At 54.1% G+C, this 22,488-nt stretch carries 22 protein-coding genes; 11 read left to right on the forward strand and 11 right to left on the reverse strand.

Annotated features, from left to right (window positions below):
* Window positions 1-272 precede the first annotated feature (272 nt).
* Together QOT07_RS15855 and QOT07_RS15860 are read left to right on the forward strand one after the other, a co-directional pair.
* Window positions 273-2,456, forward strand: a complete 2,184-nt coding sequence (locus QOT07_RS15855; protein ID WP_283603514.1) for a glycoside hydrolase — start codon at window positions 273-275, stop codon at window positions 2,454-2,456.
* A gap of 63 nt (window positions 2,457-2,519) precedes the next feature.
* Window positions 2,520-3,905: a CoA transferase gene (locus tag QOT07_RS15860; protein WP_283603515.1), complete on the forward strand. Its 1,386-nt coding sequence runs from the start codon at window positions 2,520-2,522 to the stop codon at window positions 3,903-3,905.
* A 2-nt stretch (window positions 3,906-3,907) separates the two neighbouring features.
* On the opposite strand, the gene QOT07_RS15865 is transcribed toward QOT07_RS15860, so the two are convergent.
* Window positions 3,908-4,780 carry a LysR substrate-binding domain-containing protein gene (locus QOT07_RS15865; RefSeq protein ID WP_219016587.1) on the reverse strand — a complete coding sequence of 291 codons (873 nt, stop codon included), beginning with the start codon at window positions 4,778-4,780 and terminating at the stop codon, window positions 3,908-3,910.
* Between the two features lie 101 nt (window positions 4,781-4,881).
* Here QOT07_RS15865 and QOT07_RS15870 point away from each other — a divergent pair, with 101 nt between their 5' ends.
* Together QOT07_RS15870 and rcsA are read left to right on the forward strand one after the other, a co-directional pair.
* Window positions 4,882-6,297: a pyridoxal phosphate-dependent decarboxylase family protein gene (locus QOT07_RS15870; RefSeq protein ID WP_283603516.1), complete on the forward strand. Its 1,416-nt coding sequence runs from the start codon at window positions 4,882-4,884 to the stop codon at window positions 6,295-6,297.
* A gap of 736 nt (window positions 6,298-7,033) precedes the next feature.
* On the forward strand, window positions 7,034-7,663 hold the full coding sequence (gene rcsA / locus QOT07_RS15875) for a transcriptional regulator RcsA (RefSeq protein WP_099064726.1): 630 nt from the start codon (window positions 7,034-7,036) through the stop codon (window positions 7,661-7,663).
* A 237-nt stretch (window positions 7,664-7,900) separates the two neighbouring features.
* Here rcsA and dsrB read toward each other — a convergent pair whose 3' ends face one another.
* From dsrB to QOT07_RS15890, 3 genes are all read right to left on the reverse strand, one after another.
* Window positions 7,901-8,101 (reverse strand): protein DsrB, encoded by a 201-nt coding sequence (gene dsrB, locus QOT07_RS15880; RefSeq protein ID WP_085117402.1) that lies wholly within the window; start codon window positions 8,099-8,101, stop codon window positions 7,901-7,903.
* A 345-nt stretch (window positions 8,102-8,446) separates the two neighbouring features.
* Window positions 8,447-8,659 (reverse strand): transcription antiterminator/RNA stability regulator CspE, encoded by a 213-nt coding sequence (gene cspE / locus QOT07_RS15885; RefSeq protein WP_004946278.1) that lies wholly within the window; start codon window positions 8,657-8,659, stop codon window positions 8,447-8,449.
* Between the two features lie 283 nt (window positions 8,660-8,942).
* Window positions 8,943-9,809, reverse strand: a complete 867-nt coding sequence (locus QOT07_RS15890; RefSeq protein ID WP_283603517.1) for an ion transporter — start codon at window positions 9,807-9,809, stop codon at window positions 8,943-8,945.
* A 153-nt stretch (window positions 9,810-9,962) separates the two neighbouring features.
* On the opposite strand from QOT07_RS15890, the gene QOT07_RS15895 reads away from it, so the two are divergent.
* From QOT07_RS15895 to QOT07_RS15905, 3 genes are all read left to right on the forward strand, one after another.
* Complete coding sequence (locus tag QOT07_RS15895; RefSeq protein ID WP_129938308.1) at window positions 9,963-10,346, forward strand: hypothetical protein; 384 nt, start codon at window positions 9,963-9,965, stop codon at window positions 10,344-10,346.
* Window positions 10,347-10,857: 511 nt separating this feature from the next.
* A complete protein-coding gene (locus QOT07_RS15900) occupies window positions 10,858-11,067 on the forward strand; it encodes a hypothetical protein (RefSeq protein ID WP_012145776.1) in 210 nt (69 codons plus the stop codon).
* A gap of 159 nt (window positions 11,068-11,226) precedes the next feature.
* A complete protein-coding gene (locus QOT07_RS15905) occupies window positions 11,227-12,234 on the forward strand; it encodes an NAD(P)H-quinone oxidoreductase (protein ID WP_112349552.1) in 1,008 nt (335 codons plus the stop codon).
* Between the two features lie 39 nt (window positions 12,235-12,273).
* Here the strand turns inward: QOT07_RS15905 and QOT07_RS15910 are convergent, their stop codons facing one another.
* Both QOT07_RS15910 and QOT07_RS15915 read right to left on the reverse strand, forming a co-directional pair.
* Window positions 12,274-13,353: an endonuclease/exonuclease/phosphatase family protein gene (locus QOT07_RS15910; RefSeq protein WP_207978342.1), complete on the reverse strand. Its 1,080-nt coding sequence runs from the start codon at window positions 13,351-13,353 to the stop codon at window positions 12,274-12,276.
* Between the two features lie 109 nt (window positions 13,354-13,462).
* Window positions 13,463-14,515, reverse strand: coding sequence for an SDR family oxidoreductase (locus QOT07_RS15915; RefSeq protein WP_283603519.1), 1,053 nt, complete (start codon window positions 14,513-14,515; stop codon window positions 13,463-13,465).
* 115 nt (window positions 14,516-14,630) lie between these two features.
* Here QOT07_RS15915 and QOT07_RS15920 point away from each other — a divergent pair, with 115 nt between their 5' ends.
* On the forward strand, window positions 14,631-15,563 hold the full coding sequence (locus QOT07_RS15920; RefSeq protein WP_283603520.1) for a LysR family transcriptional regulator: 933 nt from the start codon (window positions 14,631-14,633) through the stop codon (window positions 15,561-15,563).
* 3 nt (window positions 15,564-15,566) lie between these two features.
* On the opposite strand, the gene QOT07_RS15925 is transcribed toward QOT07_RS15920, so the two are convergent.
* The 4 genes from QOT07_RS15925 to QOT07_RS15940 form a co-directional block, all read right to left on the reverse strand.
* Complete coding sequence (locus QOT07_RS15925; protein ID WP_099064733.1) at window positions 15,567-15,953, reverse strand: YidB family protein; 387 nt, start codon at window positions 15,951-15,953, stop codon at window positions 15,567-15,569.
* 94 nt (window positions 15,954-16,047) lie between these two features.
* The gene (locus tag QOT07_RS15930) at window positions 16,048-16,296 is read right to left on the reverse strand and encodes a GlsB/YeaQ/YmgE family stress response membrane protein (RefSeq protein ID WP_099064734.1); all 249 of its coding nucleotides are present in this window, start codon (window positions 16,294-16,296) and stop codon (window positions 16,048-16,050) included.
* 516 nt (window positions 16,297-16,812) lie between these two features.
* A complete protein-coding gene (locus QOT07_RS15935) occupies window positions 16,813-17,715 on the reverse strand; it encodes a LysR family transcriptional regulator (RefSeq protein ID WP_283603521.1) in 903 nt (300 codons plus the stop codon).
* Window positions 17,716-17,768: 53 nt separating this feature from the next.
* The gene (locus tag QOT07_RS15940; protein WP_099064736.1) at window positions 17,769-18,542 is read right to left on the reverse strand and encodes an SDR family oxidoreductase; all 774 of its coding nucleotides are present in this window, start codon (window positions 18,540-18,542) and stop codon (window positions 17,769-17,771) included.
* 269 nt (window positions 18,543-18,811) lie between these two features.
* Between QOT07_RS15940 and QOT07_RS15945 the strand changes: the two genes are divergently transcribed.
* Window positions 18,812-19,228, forward strand: a complete 417-nt coding sequence (locus QOT07_RS15945; RefSeq protein WP_099064737.1) for a VOC family protein — start codon at window positions 18,812-18,814, stop codon at window positions 19,226-19,228.
* A 55-nt stretch (window positions 19,229-19,283) separates the two neighbouring features.
* Here QOT07_RS15945 and QOT07_RS15950 read toward each other — a convergent pair whose 3' ends face one another.
* Window positions 19,284-19,478, reverse strand: a complete 195-nt coding sequence (locus tag QOT07_RS15950) for a hypothetical protein (RefSeq protein WP_099064738.1) — start codon at window positions 19,476-19,478, stop codon at window positions 19,284-19,286.
* Between the two features lie 185 nt (window positions 19,479-19,663).
* Between QOT07_RS15950 and QOT07_RS15955 the strand changes: the two genes are divergently transcribed.
* Both QOT07_RS15955 and kdoO read left to right on the forward strand, forming a co-directional pair.
* Complete coding sequence (locus QOT07_RS15955; protein ID WP_283603522.1) at window positions 19,664-21,214, forward strand: sensor domain-containing diguanylate cyclase; 1,551 nt, start codon at window positions 19,664-19,666, stop codon at window positions 21,212-21,214.
* Window positions 21,215-21,550: 336 nt separating this feature from the next.
* Complete coding sequence (gene kdoO, locus QOT07_RS15960; RefSeq protein ID WP_207978328.1) at window positions 21,551-22,453, forward strand: Kdo hydroxylase KdoO; 903 nt, start codon at window positions 21,551-21,553, stop codon at window positions 22,451-22,453.
* The last annotated feature ends 35 nt before the right edge of the window (window positions 22,454-22,488 follow it).

Here is a 22,488-nt window from a genome sequence, read left to right on the forward strand (position 1 = left end):
CAAGCAACAAATCAGAAGAGGATTGGTCAGCTTGCCTTGTTTATATCACTGCAACTAAAACTGTCCAATTGTGTTTCCTCACTGAAATTTTGGCTGAGTATAGTGACGTGGGGTGATGATGTAAAGGCGAATTTATTAAACGGAAATTAAACTCAGTAATTCCGTATATTTGAAGCGGCACACGATTATAGATATTTAGCATTGGGCAGTCCGTTAATTACCGATAAAATGAAATCTCAGCAGGACAATCATCCCTAAGGACAACCTATTAGATGAACACGCTTCGCCTCTCCTTCAGCCTCGCCCTGCTTGCCGGTTTCCCTGCTCAGGCCCTGCTTTTACAGCAGGGAGAAGCCCGTTTCAACATTGATCCTGCCACGTTACAGGTAACCACCGATAACATCCTGGCCAACCAGGCGCAGAGCAAGCAAGCCGTGGCGGGTCTGCAGAGCACGCTCACCCAGGCAAGCTGGCAATGGCCCAATAGTGACATGCAGATCACCGCCAGGCTGGAAGGCGGCGATCTACGCCTGAGTTTCAGCAGCAGCCGGGCGCAAACGCTGGACTGGTTCACCCTGCCGCCACAGACGGCCACTCTGCTGTTACCGATTGGCGAAGGCAGCCGCATTCCATTAGATAACACCGTCTGGCAGCACTACCTGGTAAAAGAGATGACGCCGCTGGACACCAACTGGGATCTGAAACTGCCGCTGTGGAGCCAACAACAACAGGGCAAGGTATACAGCTGGTTATTGCTTACCCCATTCAGTAATCAGGTCAGCTTCGCCAGCGCCAAAGATCGCCTCACTATGCGCAGCAGCCATCAGTTCAACCGTTTTAATCAACAGCAGGCCTTCGAGGTCTTGCTGCACGTGGGAGATACCCCGCTGTCCGGGGCTCGCCGTTATCGCGAATATTTGCAGCAAAGCGGTCAGTTCAGCAGCCTGCGCGATAAAATCCGTATCGCGCCAGAGGGTGAGAAACTGATTGGTGCCACGCATATTTATCTGTGGGGCGACAAGCTGTTGGCACCGGCCGACGTGAAGAATTGGCCGGGGCTGCTTGCCTGGCTGGTATCGCCAACCGGCGAGGTCCTGTGGCAAAAAATGGACGCCGATAGCCAGAAAACCGTGCAAAAACTGGCAGGAAAAATACCAGAATCCTGGCAACAGCAAGCACTCGTTGACGCGATTAATCAGGCATTGGTGGCGCTGACGCCGCTCAAGGCGACACCGGATGATGCCGATTTCCTGCAGGCACAACGCCAACAGGCCACTCACGTCAGGGAATGGGCACAGCGACAGCTTGGCAATTACCTCGCACCGGCGGATAGCTGGGGTCAGGGGTTGGCAAAACCGCTGGTCGAGGCGCTGCACCAGGCCGGCCTGCCCCGTCTGTGGTTGGGTACCGACAACTGGACCGCCGAGTTCCTGCACCCACAGGCTGTAGAAAGTGCCAAAAAATCGGGGTATCTGATCGCCAGCTACGACTCTTATGACACCGCTATTCCACGTGGGGTCAATGACAGCTGGCTGACGGCCCAACTGCCGACGACGCTGCGTGAGGAATGCGCCATCGTGCGCGCTGACGGCAGTAAAAAACCCGGTTTCGGCAAGCAGGGCTACTACCTGAATCCGGGTTGCGTGCTGCCTTATTCTCAGCAACGCATGCGCGAACTGGTGCAGTTAGCCGGGCTAAACAGCCTGTTCCTTGACGTTGATGGCACCGGGATGGTCTCCGACGACTATCAACCCGGGCACCCAACCGGTGCAGCGCAGATGGCACAGGCCCGCAATGCTCGTCTGGCCTGGTTCAGCAATACGCTTAAACTGCCACTCGGCTCTGAGGATGGCAATGCGGTAACCGCACGCCACATCATGTTTGCCCATGGCATGGAAACCTGGGGTTTTGGCTGGGGTGATAAGCAGATGCATCAGGATAAATCCTCGCCTTATTATCTGGGTGCCTGGTGGCCCAACGCCCAGCCAGCCTTCTTCTTCAGCCCGGCCAAGGTAAAAGAACCTTATCGCACCGTGGAGTTCGATCCGCGTTATCGCCTGCCCATGTATCAGGCGGTGTTTCACGACGCGGTAATCAGCAGCCACCACTGGAATTACGATAATCTGAAATTCAGCGACGTTAAAACCACCCGCAGCCTGTTAAGCCAACTGTACAACACCGCACCGATGTTCCATCTCAGCCGCGCTACTCTTCAGGCACGTTTGCCACACATTAAACAGGCTGATGCCGCCTTCCGTCCGTTGCATCAGGCTCTATGGGATAAGGCGCTGACCGATTTCCGTTGGCGAGATCAGGCTGGATGGGTGCAGCAAACCACGTTCAGCGATGGCTCAATCCTGACGGCCAACTTTGGCCAACAAGCATTCGACGGCATCGCTGCCCATAGCCTGCGTGCCAAACTGGCGGACGGTCGCATCCTCAACATCACGCCATAGCAACTCCAGTCGGGGTGAACTAGGCTAGACACAGTCTCCCCGACCGGCAACCTGGAGTTGATGATGGATAGCCTTACTCAAACACTGCTGACAGAGATCGGGCAAAGCCTCGGCCACAGCGCAATCCCTGCGATCCCGTTGACCATCAGCGGTGAAGGCGCTCTGAACAGCGCATTCCCGGTCACCGAACTGGCAACCGCCTGCTGGAGTGCTGCCGGGCTGGCCTGTGCCCAACTGCTGCAACAAAATCAGGGCGGTGTGCCGCAGGTGTTTGTCGATAGTCGATTGGCATCGCTGTGGTTTGGCTGGACATTGCGACCACTGGGGTGGCCATTACCAGCCGCCTGGGACGCGCTGGCGGGTGACTACGCTACCCGTGACGGCTGGATCCGTCTGCATACCAATGCCCCCCATCACCGCAAAGCCGTAGAACAGGTACTGGGCCCGCATCAGGATAAAAACCTACTGGCGCAAAAGGTGCAGACGTGGAAAAAAGGCCAACTGGAGCAGGCAGTCATAGAGGCCGGCGGCTGTGCGGCAGAAATGCGTTCAGTCGAAGCATGGCGGCAACATATTCAGGGCAAGAGCGTTGCGCTGGAGCCACTGATCCATCAGCTGCAGCAAGCGGAAGCGCCCCCCGCCGGCTGGACACTCCCCCCAGCCAGACCGCTGCACGGCGTCCGCGTGCTGGATCTGACGCGAATTATCGCCGGACCGGTAGCCACCCGTTTTCTTGCCGGGCTGGGTGCCGACGTATTACGTATTGATCCTTACGGTTGGGATGAACCCGGCGTCGAACATGAAGTGATCCTCGGCAAGCGCTGTGCGCGCTTGAACCTGGCGAATGCTCACGATCGCCACACCTTTGAACATTTACTGAAAAACGCCGACGTTATCGTTCACGGCTACCGCGCCGGCGCGCTGGAAAAGTTGGGTTATGGTGCTGAGCAGCGACGCGCGCTGTCGCCGGGATTGATCGACGTTTGCCTGAACGCCTATGGCTGGAGCGGCCCGTGGCGAGGACGGCGCGGTTTCGACAGCCTGGTACAAATGAGCTGCGGCCTGGCAGAGTCGGGTATGGCATGGAAAAATGCCGCCATTCCGGTGCCGCTGCCGGTACAGGCACTGGATCATGCCACCGGCTATCTGATGGCGACGGCGGTTCTGCACGGTCTACGCCAACGCCTGCAACAGGGTACCGGCTACAGCGCCCGGCTGTCTCTGGCACGAACGGCACAACTGTTGTCCGATCATCCCTATCCGCAACACTATCCGTTGACCCCGCTGGCGGCGGTCACTCCTGCAGATGAAAACCTGGAAACCGAACAGACCCACTGGGGCCCAGCACAGCGCCTGCTCCCACCACTGCAGTTAACCGGCACTGCACTGCTTTGGGCACTGCCCGCAGCCCACCTTGGCAGCTCGCAGCCCGAATGGCTACGCCGCTGATCTCAGGCTAATTGGCGCTGCAACCAGTGTAATAGCGCCTCCACCGCCGGCGTCAACCCGGCGGTCTGCGGCCAAACCAGATAAAAATCCACCTGATCCAGATGCCGTGGCTGAGCCAGTGCCACCAATCGGCCTTCTGCCAACGCATCGCTCACCAACAGCTTTTTCACCAACGCGATGCCAAACCCCTGTTCGGCGGCGCGGATCAATAATCCCGCGTCATTGAACAGTGCCAATGGCCTAGCCTTATCTCGTTGCTGATGCGCCGGGAACCAACTGCGCCAAGGCGTAACATCGTGTTCCAGCAGCGGCACATCTGACGCCCCACTGTTGAAAGCCACCTGCCACTGATGAGCCAACGCCGGAGTCGCCACCGGCACCACCTCCCCGGAGGCAATACGCTGTGCCTGCATATCGGTCCATTGACCATTGCCAAGACGAATGGCCGCGTCGAACCCTTTACGTACCAAATCCTGCACCGCCAGCGATGCATCAATATCCAGCGCAATATCGGCGCAGGCCGCGTGAAAAGACGGCAAGCGCGGCATCAACCAGTAATGCGCGAAAGAGGGCAGTACGCTGATGCGCAGTGCCTGGCTTTGTGCAATTCGCCTGACCCGGTTAACGCCCTGCTGCAACGCCTGCAGAGCCGGCTCTGCAACCGCCAACAACTCACGACCGGCAGTATTCAGACGCAATCCACGGCCCTGCCGTTCAAACAACGGACAGCCGATCGCCTGTTCCAACTGCTGGATCTGCTGGCTGACGGCGCCATGGGTAAGATGCACCTGCTGGGCGGTAGCGCGCAGATTTTCCAACCGGGCGGCAATCACAAAGGTTGGCAGGATGTGCAGTGGAATACGTTCATTGAACATTGGTTAGCCCTGCTATCCAAAAGGGGTATTTTTCATCGATTTTCGTTGCAAAGCAAATGATCTAGGGTGTCACCCTTAGCCTTTGATAACCGGAGTCACCCATGCACCCACGTTTACAGCAGGATCTTGACCAGTTTCCACAGATACTCGAACGTACCCGCCATTTGGCCGAGGGCTTTCTTGCCGGACTGCAACAGCGCCCGGTTTGCCCTCCCCTGGCTTCACAGCAACTGCAGCCGGGTGATGACAGGTTGGCCGATGAGGGTGACGGTGCGCTGGCAGCACTGGACGATTTCTGGCTGCGCTATTCTGAGGGGCTCTCTGCCAGCGCCGGGCCACGCTATTTTGGCTTTGTTACCGGCGGCTCAACCCCGGCCGCATTGGCGGCAGACTGGCTGGTTAGCGCTATCGACCAAAACAGTCAGTTGAGTCACGATACGGTTGCCGCGGCAATCGAACTGGCAACCATTACGCAGCTAAAAAATTTGCTGGGTTTGCCGGAGGTGTACAACGGCAGTTTTGTCAGCGGGGCCACCATGGCCAACTTTGTCGGCATGGCCATCGGTCGCCAGTGGCTGGGCCAGCAACGCGGTATTGATGTCGCTGAACAGGGAGTGACGGCATTGGGTCCGGTACAGGTGCTGTCAGCAAACGCACACTCCAGCAGCGTAAAGGCGCTCAGCATGCTCGGCATTGGCCGTGACGCCTTGAAAATTATCGACAGCCTGCCGGATAGTGAAGCTATTGACCCTGTCGCGTTGGAAAGACATCTTGCCGCCAACATCGGCGCTCCCACCCTGGTGCTGGCCAGCGCCGGAACGGTGAACACTGTAACCTTCGACGACCTGCCGCACCTGCTGGCGCTGCGCGAACGCTACCCGTTCTGGTTACACGTTGATGCGGCCTTTGGCGGCGTGGCGGCCTGCTCACCGCGCTATGCTCCCCGGTTAAGCGGCTGGGAGCAGGCGGACTCGATTACCGTCGATGCGCATAAATGGTTGAATGTGCCCTACGACAGCGCGATCCAATTCAGCCGTCATCTGGCGTTACAGATGCAGGTCTTTCAAAACCATTCGGCTTATCTGGAAGCGCCGACGCTGCGGCCAGACAACTATCTCCACCTGACGCCGGAAAACTCACGGCGTTTCCGCGCCCTGCCGTTGTGGATGGCGCTGAAAGCCTACGGCCGCAGTGGCATGCAGGACATGGTTGAGCGCAATGTTCAATTGGCGCAACTGCTGGGTGCAGCGCTGGCGGCCAGCGAGGGTTTCCGCCTGCTGGCACCGGCCAATCTGAACGTGGTGTGCTTTGCACTGAAGAACATTGAGGGAGATGCCGTTGCTGCACGCGATCGCTTTATCGCCCATCTCGATCGACACGGCGTGGTACGCTGTACCCCTACCCTTTATAACGGGCAACCGGGGATCCGGGCTGCGCTGGTCAATTGGATGACACAAGAAAGCGATATTCACCTGGCGTTGGAATCGATGCAGCACTGCCTTGCAGAACCACACTGACAGGAAAAGTTAAGAGCGCCTTTAGACACGCCGCTCTGTTTTTTTACTGCCAGCAAATGTAAACCTTTTATCACCACCAAGAGTAGACAACTTTTCGTGGTGACTAAATAGTTCAGAAAAACCAATTAATCACTCGCTGACATTTTTCACATCTGTGAGTACAGCACGATTAGTTACATCAACTCGTTGTTATATGACCGGTTTTTGCAACAAAAAAACGAACTAATGTTAACTTAATGTGATTATTGATTATCACAAGTGATAAGGAATGAAAGAATTATCATTATCAGAACCAAACGAATAAAGCATAAATTAATGATAATATTATAAAAAATAAAATCATTCATACTGTTCAACATTCAAACTGATGACGAAACAGGCTAAAAAATGTTAAAAAAACAACACATGAATTTTTTTTAAGAATTTTCCTAGCAATCAAAAATTTCGTTTCGTGACATGATGAACAGATTCGACGGTAAAGATACCAGCAGGCGCGCGGCTCAAGCACCAATTGACGTTACAGCCCCGAAACCTCTGCGGTAGCGGATTATTCTGACTTAAGCTAAACTTATAGGTTCACATTGCTAATTAGTTTAGAAAGAAAATATCGTTGAGTACCGCCGTATTTATTGATAGAACATTCCTATACGTGATTTTTTTGTACTTTTTTGCCTTTTAGGCTTCAGGCTTTTTCTTTTTGTTACCGCGGTAAAACGGATTTAAGTGGGGGTGAGATATGCCAACGATCATTATGGATTCATGCAGCTATACCAGATTAGGTTTAACAGACTACCTGACAACACATGGAGTAAAAAAACGCCAGATTAATGCTATTAATGATATCGACGATCTACATGAAAAATGCAGCAAGTTGAAGCCTAGTCTGGTATTTATTAATGAAGACTGTTTTATACACGAAGCGAACGCGACGGAACGTATAAAAGGGGTGATTTCGCTGCACCCTGACACTTTATTCTTCATCTTTATGGCTATTACCAACGTACATTTTGACGATTATTTATATGTTCGTAAAAATGTCATCATCTCGTCGAAATCAATCAAACCAGAGACTATGAATCAACTACTTAGTCACTATCTGGAGAGAAAAGTACCCCGCACTGAAAAAACTTCTTTTGATCAGACACCCGTTACGCTGAGCCAAACCGAGTCCAACATGTTACGTATGTGGATGTCGGGTCAGGGCACCATCCAGATATCCGACCAGATGCAAATTAAAGCGAAAACGGTCTCTTCCCATAAGGGAAATATCAAAAGAAAAATTAAAACGCACAACAAGCAGATTATTTACCATGTTGTCCGTTTAACCGACACGCTGACCAGTGGGATATTTGTCAATAGCCGCTAGATGGACTGCTTTGTCGTGTACTCTGCTAAACGTTGGTTTTAAATGTCGTTCAGCCCATAGTGCTGGATATCACACATTTAAATAACCTAAATACCTGCTCGCGACGAAATTCTCGGCCGCGACGGGTATTCCCGCAGTAAAAAATGGATTATTCCTACCGCTACGGAATAATTTCCTGCCGTAAACCTTGCGAATTAAATTAATGTACTGGAGAGGTATTGCCGTTTCCCCCCAAGGTTACTTGGGTACCGCCTGCCGTAGCTCAACAAAGGTACCGTCACGGCTGTCTATCTCGTTAAAGAACCAGACACCGGCTGGATAGTCTGGCAAGGACACCAGGTACATGATCCCCTCATTAAACTCTTCCACCGCCAGGATCACTCCTTCGCGTCGCTGCTCACCGTCAGTTTTTACCGTTACCAGATCGTTAGCTTTCATGCCTTGCCCCATCATTTATCATTGATGTCAGTGTATTACACAATGAGGTGAGAAAAATACCGTGCACCACCAGTTAATCCGCTGATCACCTGCATAGCGCCTTCCTACAAGCGTAGCAGGCCATCCGGCATGCGGCTTTTTCACTTTCTTAACGTTTTGTCGGCAGAATCTTAAGCGCGCAACGGGTAGTCTGTTGCCTGGTGCTTCCCCCCAGAGAAGTACCTGCAAATGAAGAAGTAACAAGGAACTTTTGCCCGCAGACTTGCGGGCTTTTTTTGCCTGTGGCGAATGACAGACACAAAAAAACCCGCCTTGGCGGGTTTTTATTAATCAGCGAGAGGCCGATTAGATAGCGGTAACGTTAGCCGCTGACGGACCTTTAGCACCGTTCTCGATAGAGAACTGTACGTTCTGGCCTTCAGCCAGGGTCTTGAAGCCTTGATCCTGGATAGCAGAGAAGTGTACGAACACATCTTTGCTGCCGTCTGCTGGAGTGATGAAACCGAAACCTTTAGACTCGTTGAACCACTTCACTTGACCTTTGATCATGTTAGACATGTTAATTCCTACAATATTAAATTTACGCCACCATGGGCAAGAAATAGCCGGTCATCAGTTACTTATGGAGGCACTAGAAAGGAAATTCGTCAGTGAAGTGCTATCTAGGATAACGCTTTAAATTTGAACTACTTTACTCAAAATGTCGTGCATAAATAGGTCTGTACCACAGGCCGAGAAGCATTAACTCACGATGGGACTTTAATAGCAACTCTTTTTATAAGCCCCTCGGTGGAAACGGGACCAAACGCGCAGGATTTAAACCACTTAGCTCGATTTTTAATCATTTCTGGCTATGTTTCCCCGTTAACGGAGGGAGCAGGCTGCCGCAAAATTTACAAAATGCAGAATCCGTCTCGTGGCCACCTCGTTGACATTGCTCACAATTTCGCCTTTCGCGGTTGCGTTGCAACTCCTGTGACATATAAGCCGTCAGAATGCCGGTCGGTACCGCAATGATTGAGTAACCCAACAGGATCAGTACCGAGGTCAATAACCGCCCCAACGGGGTATGAGGAACAATATCACCGTATCCCACGGTGGTCAGTGTCACTACCGCCCAATAGACGGAGGCCGCCAGGCTGGTAAAGCCCCCACTCCCGCCCTCAACCGCATACATCAGGCCGCCAAAGACACACAGCACCACGGCGACAAAACCAAAAAACATCGCCAGCTTATGACGCGCCAACTTGATGCTGCGCCAGATCATGCCCATCTCACTCATGTAACGCAGCAGCTTCAACACCCGTAATACCCGCAGTATTCGCACGACTCGCAGTAGCATGACGAATTCTACCGTCATATGCGGGTACAGCCAGATGATATACATCGGTAACACCGTCAATAAATCGACAACGCCGAAAAAACTGCGGGCATAGTGCTGATCGGATGGGGTGCTCCAGAATCGGAGCAAATATTCGCACGTGAAAATAACGGTAAAAATAATCTCGGTGCAAAAGAAAAGATAAATGGCTTGCTGGCCCGGAGCGTACAAAGCGCTACCGCCCGGCTCGAGGAACAACAGCACCACACTGAGTAACGCGGTACTGACCCAAAAAGCCTCCATCCTGCGACCGCTGCGGGAATGGTTGTCGAACAGCAGTCGATAGCTGCGTTGGCGTAGGCTCAACGCCGCAGTGTCAGTGGTCATAGTTCGATGTCTTATAAAGAGAAGTTACTGATAGAGTAGACCTGAACATTGACGCCGCCAACTCCCGCGCCAGCGATGAATAAGCACAAATGATAGTAATTCTCGTCTGGCTGATTTATAGTTGCGCTGCGTAACTATAAAGGGAGATTGACCATGCTGAGATGGCATACGCTGGCAGCGTCCTGCTGCACCGCTCTGTTGATACTGAGCACCCCAGCCCAGGCGCTGGACTTGTCCTACACCGCACCGGAGCCCAGCATCAAACCGGCACCCGCACCGCAAACCGCCCTTGGCCCAGAAAAAAAAGCCGCCAAGCCGCCGGTGGTGTGGTCAGAAACCGAAGACAAAACCGGTTTTCGCGTTGATATGGAATGTGATCATCCCGGCTGCAGCCGTCCGCGCGCCAAGCCGTATTCGTCCCTTAATTACGGCCCGAATCTTGGCCCGGTGAAAAAAACCGATCGCCGCCGCCAGTCAGATCCCTACTCCACCGATCAGGAGCCTGATTACAACGTGAGCATGGGTTATCAGTGGTAGCGGCGCTTTAAGAGTTATCCCTATAGCTGCCGCCGCGTGCAATTCATACAATGGCGACCTGTTCACCACTCCTCCTGGTGCTGAACACAACAAGCTGTGTTGCAATATTTTATGCGCCTCTCTATAGGCGCTTTTTTTATCTCTGAATTTCAGTCACCTGGCCTCTTACAGAATGGTCTCATTGCGGCATAACGTGATAACTGTCACAAATAGCCGCTCCTTAGCCATGCTTTATCGGAGGGTTGTCAGATGGCGACTGAATATCTACTTTTGCTGGCCGCATTAGCCGGCATTTCAGGGTTCGCGTTGTATAAGCACTTTAAATCACAGAAGAAAAGCACCCTATTGCGTCCACACGATCGTTAACGCAAGCGTTACTGGAGCATGGCATCGGCGCTATGCTCCAGGCCACAAGTCCACGCTCTGTCATTTTTTTATCACAAAATTGTCACAATACAGCCATATCATGGTCGACGATTATCCGCTCTGGCTCAATACCAAGGATTTCGTTATGACTACCATTAGAGCAACAAACCACCAGGAAGCAGAAAAGCTGATCCGCTACGGCACGGCTAAGAAAATCGAACTGGCTTATGACATCGACAGCGACGACTTTTTCCAGCTTGCCAGCCTGTGGTGTGATCGCGGTGCCAAAATCTCCAAAGGGAAAGAACATTTTATCGTCTCGCTAAAAGGTTTTCGCATCCCGCCCAACGATTAATCCCATGCCGCCCCTGCGGCGGCGCCCCACTTCCCCGTGTTGAAACCGCCCAATGATCCACATTCTCCCCTCAGCATTTCTGTAAGATAAATTATGAATTACAGCAGGCGGTTACCTACACTGGTTACTGCGCCTGAACGCCAACTGAGGAGAACCACCATGTCAGCCAACCCAGCGCTGCCCAGCACCATGAAAGTCATCGAAATCAGCCAGCCTGGCGAACCCGAGGTTCTGGTTAGTAGCCAAAGGCCACTGCCGACCCTGCAACAGGGAGAAATTCTGGTGAAAGTTGCCGCTGCCGGCGTTAACCGTCCTGACGTGCTGCAACGCCGGGGTCAGTACGCGCCACCACCCGGCGCATCGGATATTCCTGGTCTGGAGATCGCCGGTGTGGTGGTCGCCACCGGCGTAGGCGTGCAAAATTATGCCATCGGCGACAAGGTGTGTGCCCTGATTGCCGGCGGCGGTTATGCCGAATACTGCAAGGTCCATGAAAGCAACGCACTGCCGGTCCCCGAGGGCTTTAGCCTGATTGAAGCGGCGGCAATCCCGGAAACCTTCTTTACCGTCTGGGTCAATGTGTTCCAACGCGGGCATCTGAAGGCCGGTGAAACCGTATTGATCCACGGCGGCACCTCCGGCATTGGCACCGTGGCAACCCTGCTGGCTAAAGCCTTCTGCGCCCGGGTGATCACCACCGTCGGCTCCGAAGAAAAACGCCAGGCCAGCCTGGCATTGGGTGCCGATGTGTCGATTAACTACCGCAACGAAGATTTTGTTGAGCAGACCCAACGCGCCACTAACGGCAAGGGCGCCGACGTGATTGTCGATCTGATTGCCGGTGACTACGTGGCGAAGAACTATCAGGCAGCAGCGATGGACGGCCGCATTGTGCAAATCGGCACCCAGAACGGCGTGGTGAAGGAATTGAACCTGATGCCGCTGCTGATCAAACGCCTGACCCACACCGGCTCCACCCTGCGCGCGCGTAGCGTGGAAGATAAGGCGCAAATTGCCGCCGATTTGCTGCAGAAGGTTTGGCCGCTGCTGGAACGCGGAACGTTAAAACCCCAGATCTTCAAAACCTTCCCGCTGGAACAGGCGGCCGAAGCCCATGCATTGATGGAGTCCAGCCAGCATATTGGCAAAATCATGCTGACTGTCTAAACCCGAATACCCCGCAGCCTGCACTGCGGGGTTATGGTTTCAGGCACCTGGCGTGTGCACGTCTTCCGGAGATGAGTCGGTATTGGCCAGCTTCTCCTGCGCCAGCGCTTCGTCCTCGCGGTCTTTCTCCAGGCTTTCCTGCTGTGCCCCCTGCCTTGGTGAATAGACCAACTCCACCATTATCGGGAAGTGATCCGAACCTACGTGGGTTAAACGACGCAGCGAACCGAGAACAAAGTCATCGCTGTGAAACACGTGATCCAGTGGCCAACGCAGGAACGGGTAGCCGGCATGAAAGGTGCTGAACATGCCGCGCCCGCGACGCGGATCCAACAGGCCGCTGACTTTCAGAAACAGCCGGGTGGTGGTCGACCAGGCCACATCATTCAGATCGCCGGTCACAATCACCGGAACCTCCGATTTGGCCACGCTTTTCCCCACCATCACCAGTTCGGCGTCGCGGTCTTCCGATTCTTCATTTTCGGTCGGGCTCGGCGGCATCGGATGCACACAGTGCAGACGTACCTGTGGCCCTTGCGGCAAATGCACCATCATGTGCATCGACGGGATCTGCTCATCCACCAGATACTGTATTTGCGCATCGCTGAGTTTCAGCCGTGAATAGACATGCATGCCGTACAGGTTATCCAGCGGACATTTCAAACTGTGGGGATAGTCCTGCTCCAGCGCCGACAGTTGCTGCTCCCACCAACCATCGGTTTCTACCGCCACCAGCACGTCCGGTCGTTCGGTCGCCACCAGTGCCAGCAGTTTATCCGCCTGGCGATTGGGCGTTAATACGTTGGATACCAGAATGCGGATGCGCGGCTTCTTCTGATAGCCGGTAAAACCCAGCACCTGAGGTTTGCTCAGCCGGGTATAGGGGTAAATCCACGCGGCCTGATAAACCACACAGGCCAGGTTTACCGCCATCATGCCCCACACCCAGGGTGACAACGGCACAAACAGCAGGTTAAGCAATAACACCAATAACGAAAGCGCCAGTATTTGCAGGCGGGGAAAGTCCCACACCCGGATCCACCAGGCTGCATGCTTTGAAAGTGGCGCAATGGTCACCAGCGCCAGCAAAAGCGTCAGTATGGCGGTAATCCCTGTCACGGTTAATTCCTCATCATCGATCCGGGCCTGTCGGGGTGACGGCCTCCTGACTGCCGCGTTTGGCGGCAGCCAAAGATTGCCATAAAAAACGCCCGTCCCGCCAGCCGACTTAAGGAATAATCTTGCGACGGCGGAATTCGTCAAACAGCGCGAACAGCATCGCCTCGGTTTCGACAAATTGATGGAAGCCAAAGCGGCGCGCCTTACTGCCATCGGCAAACATGTCGTAATCCCACGAGAAAACAAAGTCGGCAAAGCGCCAGCTCGCTACCGCACGGTAATCCGCTTCGACCAACTCATGCTGTTGCGCCATGGCCTGCCACAGCTCATTTTTATCCTCCATCACCGATGCCAGCGGCATCGGCAACGGCGGTGCGACCTCCAGATCAAAATAGCCGGCAATTTTCGGCCACAGCTCGCTCCAGCGGAACAGGTCACCGTTATTGATATTAAACGCCTGATTAGCGGCCGCAGGCTCAGTCGCCGCCCACAGCGTAGCGCGCGCCAGCAGCCCGGCGTCGGTCATTTCCAGCAGGCTGTGGTAAGCCCCGGGTTTGCCGGGAAAACGTAACGGCAGCCCCAGCGCCTTGCTGATAGAGGCATAAACCGCCAGGGTCAGCGCCAGGTTCATCGGGTTGCCCAGCGAGAAGCCGCCGACCACGCTGGGACGGATCGCGCTCCAGTGCCAGTTTTTCCCTTGCTGGCGCTGTTCAAGATAGCTTTGCTGCGCCAGGTTGAACTCCGGCGGCATGTGCCCGGCATCACTCTCCCGCGCCGGAGTTTTGAACGGCCCCAAATGAGCGCCATACACTTTATAGCCCTGCATCAGGCTGATGTGCTCCAACCCTTGTGCTACCGGTTCCAGCGCTTCCACCACATGGCTCAGCATCGCCAGATTAGGCGCCACCAGTCCCGCCCAGTCCGGGGCGTCCTGATAGGCAGCGTAGAAAATGTGGCTGACCTGAGTCAGCGAACGCAAGGCATCGCGTGTGGCTTGTGCATTCAGCAGGTCGACCGCCAGATAACGCACCTGCGGCCGGTCAACGCCTCCGCGCCGGGACAAACCCACCACCTGCCAACCTTGTTGCTCCAGTTCTTCAATCAGCTTGCCGCCAATAACGCCGTTAGCACCGACCACCAGCGCCAGTTTATTGTTTTGCATGTTGTGTCTCCGGTTTCGTATCGCTTGAGACTTTCACTTTGATTGATTAACAAATCTTGTGGTAGAGGGCATTTACCACTAACACTTATAAGATAAATCTATAGATGGAGTACCGATGGACAAGCTGAGCGCGATGAATACCTTCGTCCGGGTCGCGGAACTGGGCAGCCTCTCGGCCGTCGCCCGCGATCTGGGCCTGACCCAGCCTGCCGTCAGCCAGCAGATTGCCGGTTTGGAGCAGCAACTGGGCGTACAGTTACTGTTTCGCAGTACCCGTGCGGTGACACTGACCGACGCCGGCGCGGGCTATTACCGGCAGGTCAAACCGATTCTGGCGGCGGTGGGTGAAGCGGAAGAAGCGCTACACGGCCAAAACCTGCGGCTGCAAGGGTCGTTACGCATCCATGCACCAACGGGCTTCGGCCAACAGCACCTGACGCCACTGGCAATTGCCTTTCAGCAACAGCATCCAGAGCTGAATATCGAACTGTTGTTGGACGATCGTCGGGCGGATGTGATTGCGGAAGGCATCGATGTGGCGATCCGCTTTGGTGAATTGAGTTCACCGGGGATGGTGGCGCGGCGGCTGGGAGAGTTACAGCGTATTCTGGTGGCCTCACCGGCCTACCTGGCGGCACAGGGCGAACCGCAAAGCCTGAAGGAACTGGCAGCCCATCCACATATCCGCTACAGCGGCCTGAGCGACGGGGACACGCTGACGTTAATCGGCCCTGATGGTGCCGAGGTGGTGGCGTTGCGCCCGGTATTCCGCGCTAACAATACGTTTTCACTGCTGGCGGCGATTGAATCAGGGCTGGGTATTGGCGGCGCACAGCGGCCGCTGATCGGTCGACAATTGGCGAGTGGCGCACTGGTCCCCATCTTGCCGGCCTGGCGTTATCCGCCGATGGCGCTGCATGCGGTTTATCCCGCTGCACGGTTTATTCCCGGCAAAGTGCGGGCCTGGGTAGATTATTTGCAGGGGGCATTGGGGAACATTGAAGGTGTGACGCTAAATTATGCCCCCGACAGGGTGCCGGGGGCATAAATCTTATTTGAACAGTTTGCCGACCATATCGCCCAGTTCGTTACTGTTCTGCTGCACTTCACCATTTGGCGAGGCGGCGTCAGCGACCGTTGGCAGGAACTGCGCAATGGTGGCGGATGCCTGAGCCGGATCGATACCCAGCTTTTCGGCCAGTTGGTTAATGGCATCGCTGCCCAGCGCCTGCTGCACGTGATCGCCGCTGATCTGCTGGTTTTCACCGTTACCCAGCCATGAACCGACCACATCGCCGAATTGTCCCTGACGGAATTTGTCCAGGATCGCCTGCAGGCCGCCCTGTTGCTCAACCCATTGCATGATGGCGACGTAATCGATGCCTTTACCGTTGGCGCCGCCCAGAATGTTGCCCAATACGCTATCAAACAGACCCATGATCTTCCCCTTCCAGCCGTCGGCTCAGGCCGCTCGACCCTTGTGATTTAACGAAAAAAGGGCCGCCGCAGCGACCCTGTTGATCAGTATCTGATTAGTTTCTGATCTTTCTGTAGACAAAAAGCACCACCAGGGCACCGATGACTGCGACAACAAAGCTGCCCAGATTGAAGCCATCAACACGACCCATACCGAAGAAGGTACTGATATAGCCGCCGACAACTGCACCGATGACGCCCAGGATGACGGTCACGATAAAGCCACCGCCGTCTTTGCCCGGCATGATCCATTTAGCCAAGATACCGGCGATTAACCCAAAAATGATCCAGGAAATGATGCCCATTTTTACTCTCCCTATTACTTTTTGCCTAAAAGAAACCCTATCACCAGGCCCATGATGGCACCTGCTCCCACCCTGACGATACTTTCACAACTCTATTGCCCTATGCCGAGCATTACCGGCAGCGCGATACAGGGGTGAATCTTGAGAAACACGCATCTTCACACTGTTACTATAGTCAAATATCAGCAGTTTACCCATTTCCGTCCGTCTGAATTTTAGGGTAAAAAAATCGACCGAATTCATCCCACTGTCATTTCTGCACGCTATAACAAAGGGAATCATCCCGCAGGAGACAGACCATGACCAATACGCCGTTTCTGCTGATACTGGCCACGCTTTACGCCCTGGCTGCCGTCTGGGATGGCTCTGCCACCCTGCTGCTGATGTAATGTTACACACCCTTTGTCACTTTTTTGACGATTTTAATTGTGTCTTGTTTTTACAGAAGATTAATTACCTGAAAGCCAACAACAAATTCCCCTGTGCTTGGATAAAAATCCCATTGGCCGTCAGAGGTTAGATCTCACAAAAGGGTTTGATTAATTGTTTAAACCACTCGGCAAAAGCGGTTAAACGTGCGGAACGCTGGCGACGATGGGGGTAAAGTAGCGCAATGCTCATCGAGGGCGGCCGAGCCTGCGGCAAGATCTCACACAGGCTGCCGTTATCCAGGTAATGCTGAACATCAAAACGCGGTATCTGCATCATTCCCAACCCCGCCAGGCAACAGCCGATATAATTTTCTGCATTGTTCACCGTCACCCGACTGCGCAGCGTTTTTTCAACGCACTGTTCATTCTGCTGCCATTGCCAGCTATCCGCCCCTGTCAGAGTCGGCTGCGCGTAGCCCACGACCCAATGATCGTCCAACTGATCAGGGTGTGCAGGCGTTCCGTAACGTTGCAGATAATCCGGGCTGGCGCAGTTGATCATGCTCAGGCGACCCAGCGGCTGGCTGACCAGGCTGCTGTCGCTGAGACTACCGACACGCACCACGCAGTCGATCCCTTCCTGGATCAGATCGATCGAACGGTCGCTGGCGCTGAGAAACAGTTGAATTTCGGGGTACTGCAGAAAAAAGTCCGGTAACGCCGGTACAATCATTCGCCGGGCAATACGGCTGGGGACATCGACCGTCAAACGGCCATCGATCGGGCCATTGTGCCGATGAAACAAAGTGTCCAATGTTTGCACGTCTAACAGCAGGTCACGCGCTTTTTCGAGCAACAGCTCACCATCGCTGGTCAGTTGTACCCGGCGAGTGGTGCGATGAAACAGGCGGGCACCCATTTCGTGTTCCAGTTGCTGTATCGCCGCCGAAACCGTGGTTTTTGGCATCATCAGAATTTGCGAAGCGCGGATAAAACTGCCCACCTCGGCAACCTGGATAAACACCCGTAATCTCCCTATTTTATCCACCGGCAGTGCATCCTGTTAAACAGGCTGCGGCACCGGCCGCAGCAGAATTGATATTAACGGGTAGTATAGCCACCGTTGGCAAACAGCGTCTGCCCGGTGATCCACCAGCCGTCGGTGACCAAAAACTTGACGATCGGCGCGATGTCTTCAATGTCGGTCAGGCCGGTTTTCGAGAACTTGCTCAGCGCAGCGGCTGTACTGTGATACGCCACGGCCTCTTTGCTTTCCTGACCGTAGAAGAACGGGGTGTCCATGGGGCCGGGGCCGATGGCATTCACGCTGATGCCGCGTTCGCCAAACTCCTTGGATGCCGCACGGGTAAAGTGCTCCACCGGTGCCTTGCTCCCTGGATAGACCGCATAGAACGGCGTATAAGCCGCCAGCAGTGAACTGACGATCGACACAATTCGGCCGTTATCGGCCAGATGCTTGCCCGCCTGCTGAATAAAGAAGAAAGCCGCCTTGGAATTGATGTCGAAACTGCTGTCGTAATCCGCTTCGGTCACCTCGGCAATCGGTTTTTTGATCACCAGACCGGCGGTATTGACGGCAATATCCACTTTGCCAAATGCCTTGATCGCTTCCTCAAACAGGTGTGCCACGTTAGCCGGTTGGGTCAGATCGCCCTGCACCAGGATCGCCTTGGCGCCCGCCGCGTTAACCGCCTTCAGCGTTTCCTCCGCTGCCGCCCGGGTCGCATCACTGTTGTAATGCACAACCACCGCCGCAGCCCCGCCGGCCGCCAGATCGCGTGCCACCAGGCCACCCAGGTTCTTGGCACCGCCAGCGATCAACACCACTTTTCCATTCAAAGATTGCTTGCTCATTACAGTGACTCCATTAGTGAAGGTTGCAACGAGTATAGGAACCCTGACCGCTCAGATAATCTGTCCAAATCGGGATGAACCATCCCGCTTTTTCGGCCAATAGGCCTGAGGAGGTAATAAATCTCCATAGCGTGATCGAACAGCCGCGCATTCAGCATAATTCGCACTACACTTGTAAGTTTCCAACGGTAATAGTCGCAAATCGAAACTATTGCTCCCTGCCCGCCGGCCGCTAAACGCCCAGACGGGCCATAACAGAGGTCAATGTCATGGTGATTCAACCCTATTTGTTCTTTAGCGGTAACTGTGAACAGGCGGTGAACTTTTACGTGCAGCAGCTAGGTGCGACGCTTGAAATGATGATGCGTTACAAAGAGATGCCCGAGGAAGCCAAACAGGGCAACCCGCAGGATGTCAATCCGGAGTCCATCATGCATGCCCGGTTGCTGATCGGTGAAACGGCGCTGATGGCCTCGGATGGCTGCCCACAAGATGGCGCCGACGCATCACACAAAGGATTTGCCCTGTCACTCAACCCGACGACCGTGGAGCAAGGCCGCGAACTGTTTGAAAAACTGTCGCAGGGCGGCCAGGTGACCATGCCTTACCAGTCCACCTTCTGGGCCAAAGGTTTTGGCATGCTGACCGACCAGTTTGGCGTCAACTGGATGGTTAACGTTGAGTAGCCCGTCATCCCGCTGCGGTGTGCGCCGCCAATAGCGAACATCGCAGCAGCAATCCTCAGTTATAGCGATACCAGTCATAGGCCGCCATGGCGAACAGCACAAACAACGCCGTCAACAGCACCAATCCCAAACGCCAATAAGGCGACTTACGCTGCCGCCAGGCAAAGGCGATCATTAACGCCAGCACTCCCAGGGTCAGCGGGTAATAAACCACCAGCGTCAACAAAGTAATAATGATGTAGTCAGACATGCAAGCGATCCCTGTATTCTCTCCGCCGGTTTAGCGCGAAGGATATAATCGGAGCCAATATATTCTTCCCCTGCCCTCAACAACTTATTCATTTTCACCGTTTAAGGTGTAGTGGTCCAGGTGATTAAAGAATAAGATGTAGGATTGTTCTTAGCGCGATTTGAATATTTTACAGCAAGGGTGACATGACACAGCAGCAACCGCAGGATGCCGAACGGCCACGCAACGGTAAAAATTCCCCGTTATTATTTCAGGCCGGCGTGTTCGTCGTCATCGTTGCCGTCACGCTGGTGCTGTTTAACGCCTGGCAGATTTGGAATGCCTATCAACGCGACTTGCAAAGCGCCGAACTGGAATCCGCCAATCTGGCCCGCGCGTTAGCGCAGCATGCCGACGATACCTTTATGCAGACAGACAGCACGCTGTCTGACCTGAGCGAACGTATTCAAATTGACGGCCTGGCTCAACACCCCCTGCTGCGACTGCAGAAAGTGATGCAAACACAGGTGGGCAATCAGCCCCAGTTGCATGGCCTGTTTGTTTACGACGCCCGTGGCAATTGGATCGTCACCTCATCGGGCCGGTTCGTACAAAACGCCAATAACGCCGACCGCGAGTATTTTAAATATCACCTCGATCACAACAGTAACGCGATCTATATCGGCAAGGTGGTACGCAGCCGCTCTACCGGCGATTTGATCATTCCGGTATCACGCCGTATCAACAACCCGGACGGCAGCTTTGCCGGAGTGATCCTGGCCACGCTGTATGTCGATTATTTCCGCCAGTTCTACGATACCTTTGCGCTGAACAGTGACGCTTCACTCAACCTGTTACTGGCTGACGGCACCATTCTCTACCGTCGCCCTTACTCCCTTAACGCCATCGGCAAGAATATCGCCGAGGGCGTGCTGTTCCATGAGATTCTGCCGCACTCCGAATTCGGCAATGCCACTATCACCTCCCGTTACGACAAGGTAGAGCGGATTTATGGCTATTCGCGGGTCAACCGCTATCCGCTGGTGATCGCCGCCGGGTTATCGAAGCAAGATGCGCTATCCGACTGGCGTAATGATTCCAGCGTGTTTGCCCTCGGCGGTGCCACCCTGCTGGCCATTCTGCTGGCGATGGGGCTGGTGCTGATGCGTCAAATTAACCACAGCGTGCGCACCGAAGCCGAACTGATGCGCACTCGCGATCAGCTCACCAGCATCAATCGGACGCTGGAGGAGCTGGCATTGCTGGACGGCCTGACTGGCCTTGCCAACCGCCGCCAGTTTGATATCGCCCTGAAGAATGAGCTGATGCGCGCTTCTCGCAACTACCGCAGCGTGGCGCTGCTGATGTTGGATATCGACTGTTTCAAGCAATATAACGACATCTACGGCCACGTCGCCGGTGACCAGTGTCTGCAACAGATCGGGCAAATGCTCAAGGGAATGGCCAGCCGCAGTAATGATATTATGGCCCGTTACGGCGGAGAGGAAATGGCCATTATATTGCCGGATACCGACGTTCAGGGGGCACTGATTTTCGCCGAGCGCGTCATCGAAGCGGTGCGCGATTTGAAAATCCCGCATCAGGGCAACCCGCATGGTATCGTCACCATCAGCATAGGTATCTATGCCAAGGTGCCACATATGTATAACGACACGCCAATGAGCTTTATCAATCAGGCGGACAGCGCCCTGTATCAAGCCAAGGCCCAGGGTAAAAACCGTATTTATACCGCTTAATCTGCCGGGGCCGTCTCTGACCAGGGCGGCCCAGGATAAACGCCAGATAATCGACAAAAATAAAACCAACCCACTGATTAAAAACATAAAAACTAATTTATATCTTTAATTGATTACCGATGAAAATTAATTGATTTCAGCCCAGTCTATTTTACCCATTCGTGCCATTACCCTGCTGTTTAATGTCTGTTTACTTTTTGGTGCATTTTAATAATGCTAGCATCACGCCATCCAGCTTATTAATAGCATTTATTTTAATTCCAAATTCATTCCTGCTGGATATAAATCATTTCAAATAAAAACAATTAAAATATTACCCATTCGCAAGGAGATATTATGCGCGCGGATAACCTTACGCCAGAGCAGGCGTTGATGATCTTGCCACAGCAGCAGTGGGACAGTGCTCCCACTCCCCTTTCCCTCACCGCCGTCGAGGCGCTGGAGCAAGGGAAAATCCTGTTTTTGCCCGAGTTAAACTTTCCATTATTAGACGATGAAATAACGTTATTGGATCCCGCACTGGTAGATATAAAACGTAAAAACATCAGCTATTGGCCGGAGACTCACAAATTATCCGGCGTAGCCATAGCCGCGCAACGGCCACAGGTGCAGGCACTGCTGGAACGTTATTATCAGGCCAGTCGGCAGTTGATCGCCGGGCTGTTGCCTCACTATCAGCAAACCTTGCATACGCCGGCCAACAGCCTGCGCCTGCACCCGGTATCGGCCTGGCGTGCGACCAGCTCATGGCGTAAAGACGACAGTCGTCTGCACGTCGACGCTTTCCCTTCGCGCCCCAACCTGGGTGAACGTATCCTGCGTATTTTCACCAACATCAATCCCCACGGTGAACACCGCCAATGGCGTATCGGCGAACCCTTTCCCCAATTGGCACAACGCTTTATGCCGCGGCTGCCGCGCTATTCGCCATTGAACAGCTGGCTGCAACATAAAGTCGGTATCACCAAGCGCCGCCGCAGCCATTACGATCACCTGATGCTGCAACTGCATGATGCGATGAAGGCTGACCAGAACTACCAGCAGCAAAGCTCGCAGTTGGCGCTCGACCTGCCACCGGGCAGCAGTTGGATTTGTTTTTCCGATCAAACCCCGCATGCGGCGATGGCCGGCCAGTTTATGCTGGAACAAACCTTCCTGCTGCCGGTCGACGCCATGAAAAACCCACAGCAATCACCGCTGAAGATGCTGGAAACCTTGCTGCAGCAACCCTTGCTTTAATCCGCTTCCAACAGCAGGGTTTCCCCCTGCTGTTG

Origin of the sequence: Serratia proteamaculans, from assembly GCF_949794035.1 — a bacterium.
GTDB classification, from domain to species: domain Bacteria; phylum Pseudomonadota; class Gammaproteobacteria; order Enterobacterales; family Enterobacteriaceae; genus Serratia; species Serratia proteamaculans.

What these genes read in the sequence shown, in the direction of transcription:
- QOT07_RS15905 (WP_112349552.1), top strand. Translation starts at nt 11,227, where the DNA reads ATGTCAGCCAACCCAGCGCTGCCCAGCACCATGAAAGTCATCGAAATC.
- QOT07_RS15870 (WP_283603516.1), top strand. Translation starts at nt 4,882, where the DNA reads ATGCACCCACGTTTACAGCAGGATCTTGACCAGTTTCCACAGATACTC.
- QOT07_RS15955 (WP_283603522.1), top strand. Translation starts at nt 19,664, where the DNA reads ATGACACAGCAGCAACCGCAGGATGCCGAACGGCCACGCAACGGTAAA.
- QOT07_RS15945 (WP_099064737.1), top strand. Translation starts at nt 18,812, where the DNA reads ATGGTGATTCAACCCTATTTGTTCTTTAGCGGTAACTGTGAACAGGCG.
- QOT07_RS15865 (WP_219016587.1), bottom strand. Translation starts at nt 4,780, where the DNA reads ATGTTCAATGAACGTATTCCACTGCACATCCTGCCAACCTTTGTGATT.
- QOT07_RS15860 (WP_283603515.1), top strand. Translation starts at nt 2,520, where the DNA reads ATGGATAGCCTTACTCAAACACTGCTGACAGAGATCGGGCAAAGCCTC.
- rcsA (WP_099064726.1), top strand. Translation starts at nt 7,034, where the DNA reads ATGCCAACGATCATTATGGATTCATGCAGCTATACCAGATTAGGTTTA.
- QOT07_RS15920 (WP_283603520.1), top strand. Translation starts at nt 14,631, where the DNA reads ATGGACAAGCTGAGCGCGATGAATACCTTCGTCCGGGTCGCGGAACTG.
- QOT07_RS15940 (WP_099064736.1), bottom strand. Translation starts at nt 18,542, where the DNA reads ATGAGCAAGCAATCTTTGAATGGAAAAGTGGTGTTGATCGCTGGCGGT.
- QOT07_RS15950 (WP_099064738.1), bottom strand. Translation starts at nt 19,478, where the DNA reads ATGTCTGACTACATCATTATTACTTTGTTGACGCTGGTGGTTTATTAC.
- QOT07_RS15895 (WP_129938308.1), top strand. Translation starts at nt 9,963, where the DNA reads ATGCTGAGATGGCATACGCTGGCAGCGTCCTGCTGCACCGCTCTGTTG.
- QOT07_RS15930 (WP_099064734.1), bottom strand. Translation starts at nt 16,296, where the DNA reads ATGGGCATCATTTCCTGGATCATTTTTGGGTTAATCGCCGGTATCTTG.
- QOT07_RS15915 (WP_283603519.1), bottom strand. Translation starts at nt 14,515, where the DNA reads ATGCAAAACAATAAACTGGCGCTGGTGGTCGGTGCTAACGGCGTTATT.
- QOT07_RS15925 (WP_099064733.1), bottom strand. Translation starts at nt 15,953, where the DNA reads ATGGGTCTGTTTGATAGCGTATTGGGCAACATTCTGGGCGGCGCCAAC.
- QOT07_RS15900 (WP_012145776.1), top strand. Translation starts at nt 10,858, where the DNA reads ATGACTACCATTAGAGCAACAAACCACCAGGAAGCAGAAAAGCTGATC.
- dsrB (WP_085117402.1), bottom strand. Translation starts at nt 8,101, where the DNA reads ATGAAAGCTAACGATCTGGTAACGGTAAAAACTGACGGTGAGCAGCGA.
- cspE (WP_004946278.1), bottom strand. Translation starts at nt 8,659, where the DNA reads ATGTCTAACATGATCAAAGGTCAAGTGAAGTGGTTCAACGAGTCTAAA.
- kdoO (WP_207978328.1), top strand. Translation starts at nt 21,551, where the DNA reads ATGCGCGCGGATAACCTTACGCCAGAGCAGGCGTTGATGATCTTGCCA.
- QOT07_RS15855 (WP_283603514.1), top strand. Translation starts at nt 273, where the DNA reads ATGAACACGCTTCGCCTCTCCTTCAGCCTCGCCCTGCTTGCCGGTTTC.
- QOT07_RS15890 (WP_283603517.1), bottom strand. Translation starts at nt 9,809, where the DNA reads ATGACCACTGACACTGCGGCGTTGAGCCTACGCCAACGCAGCTATCGA.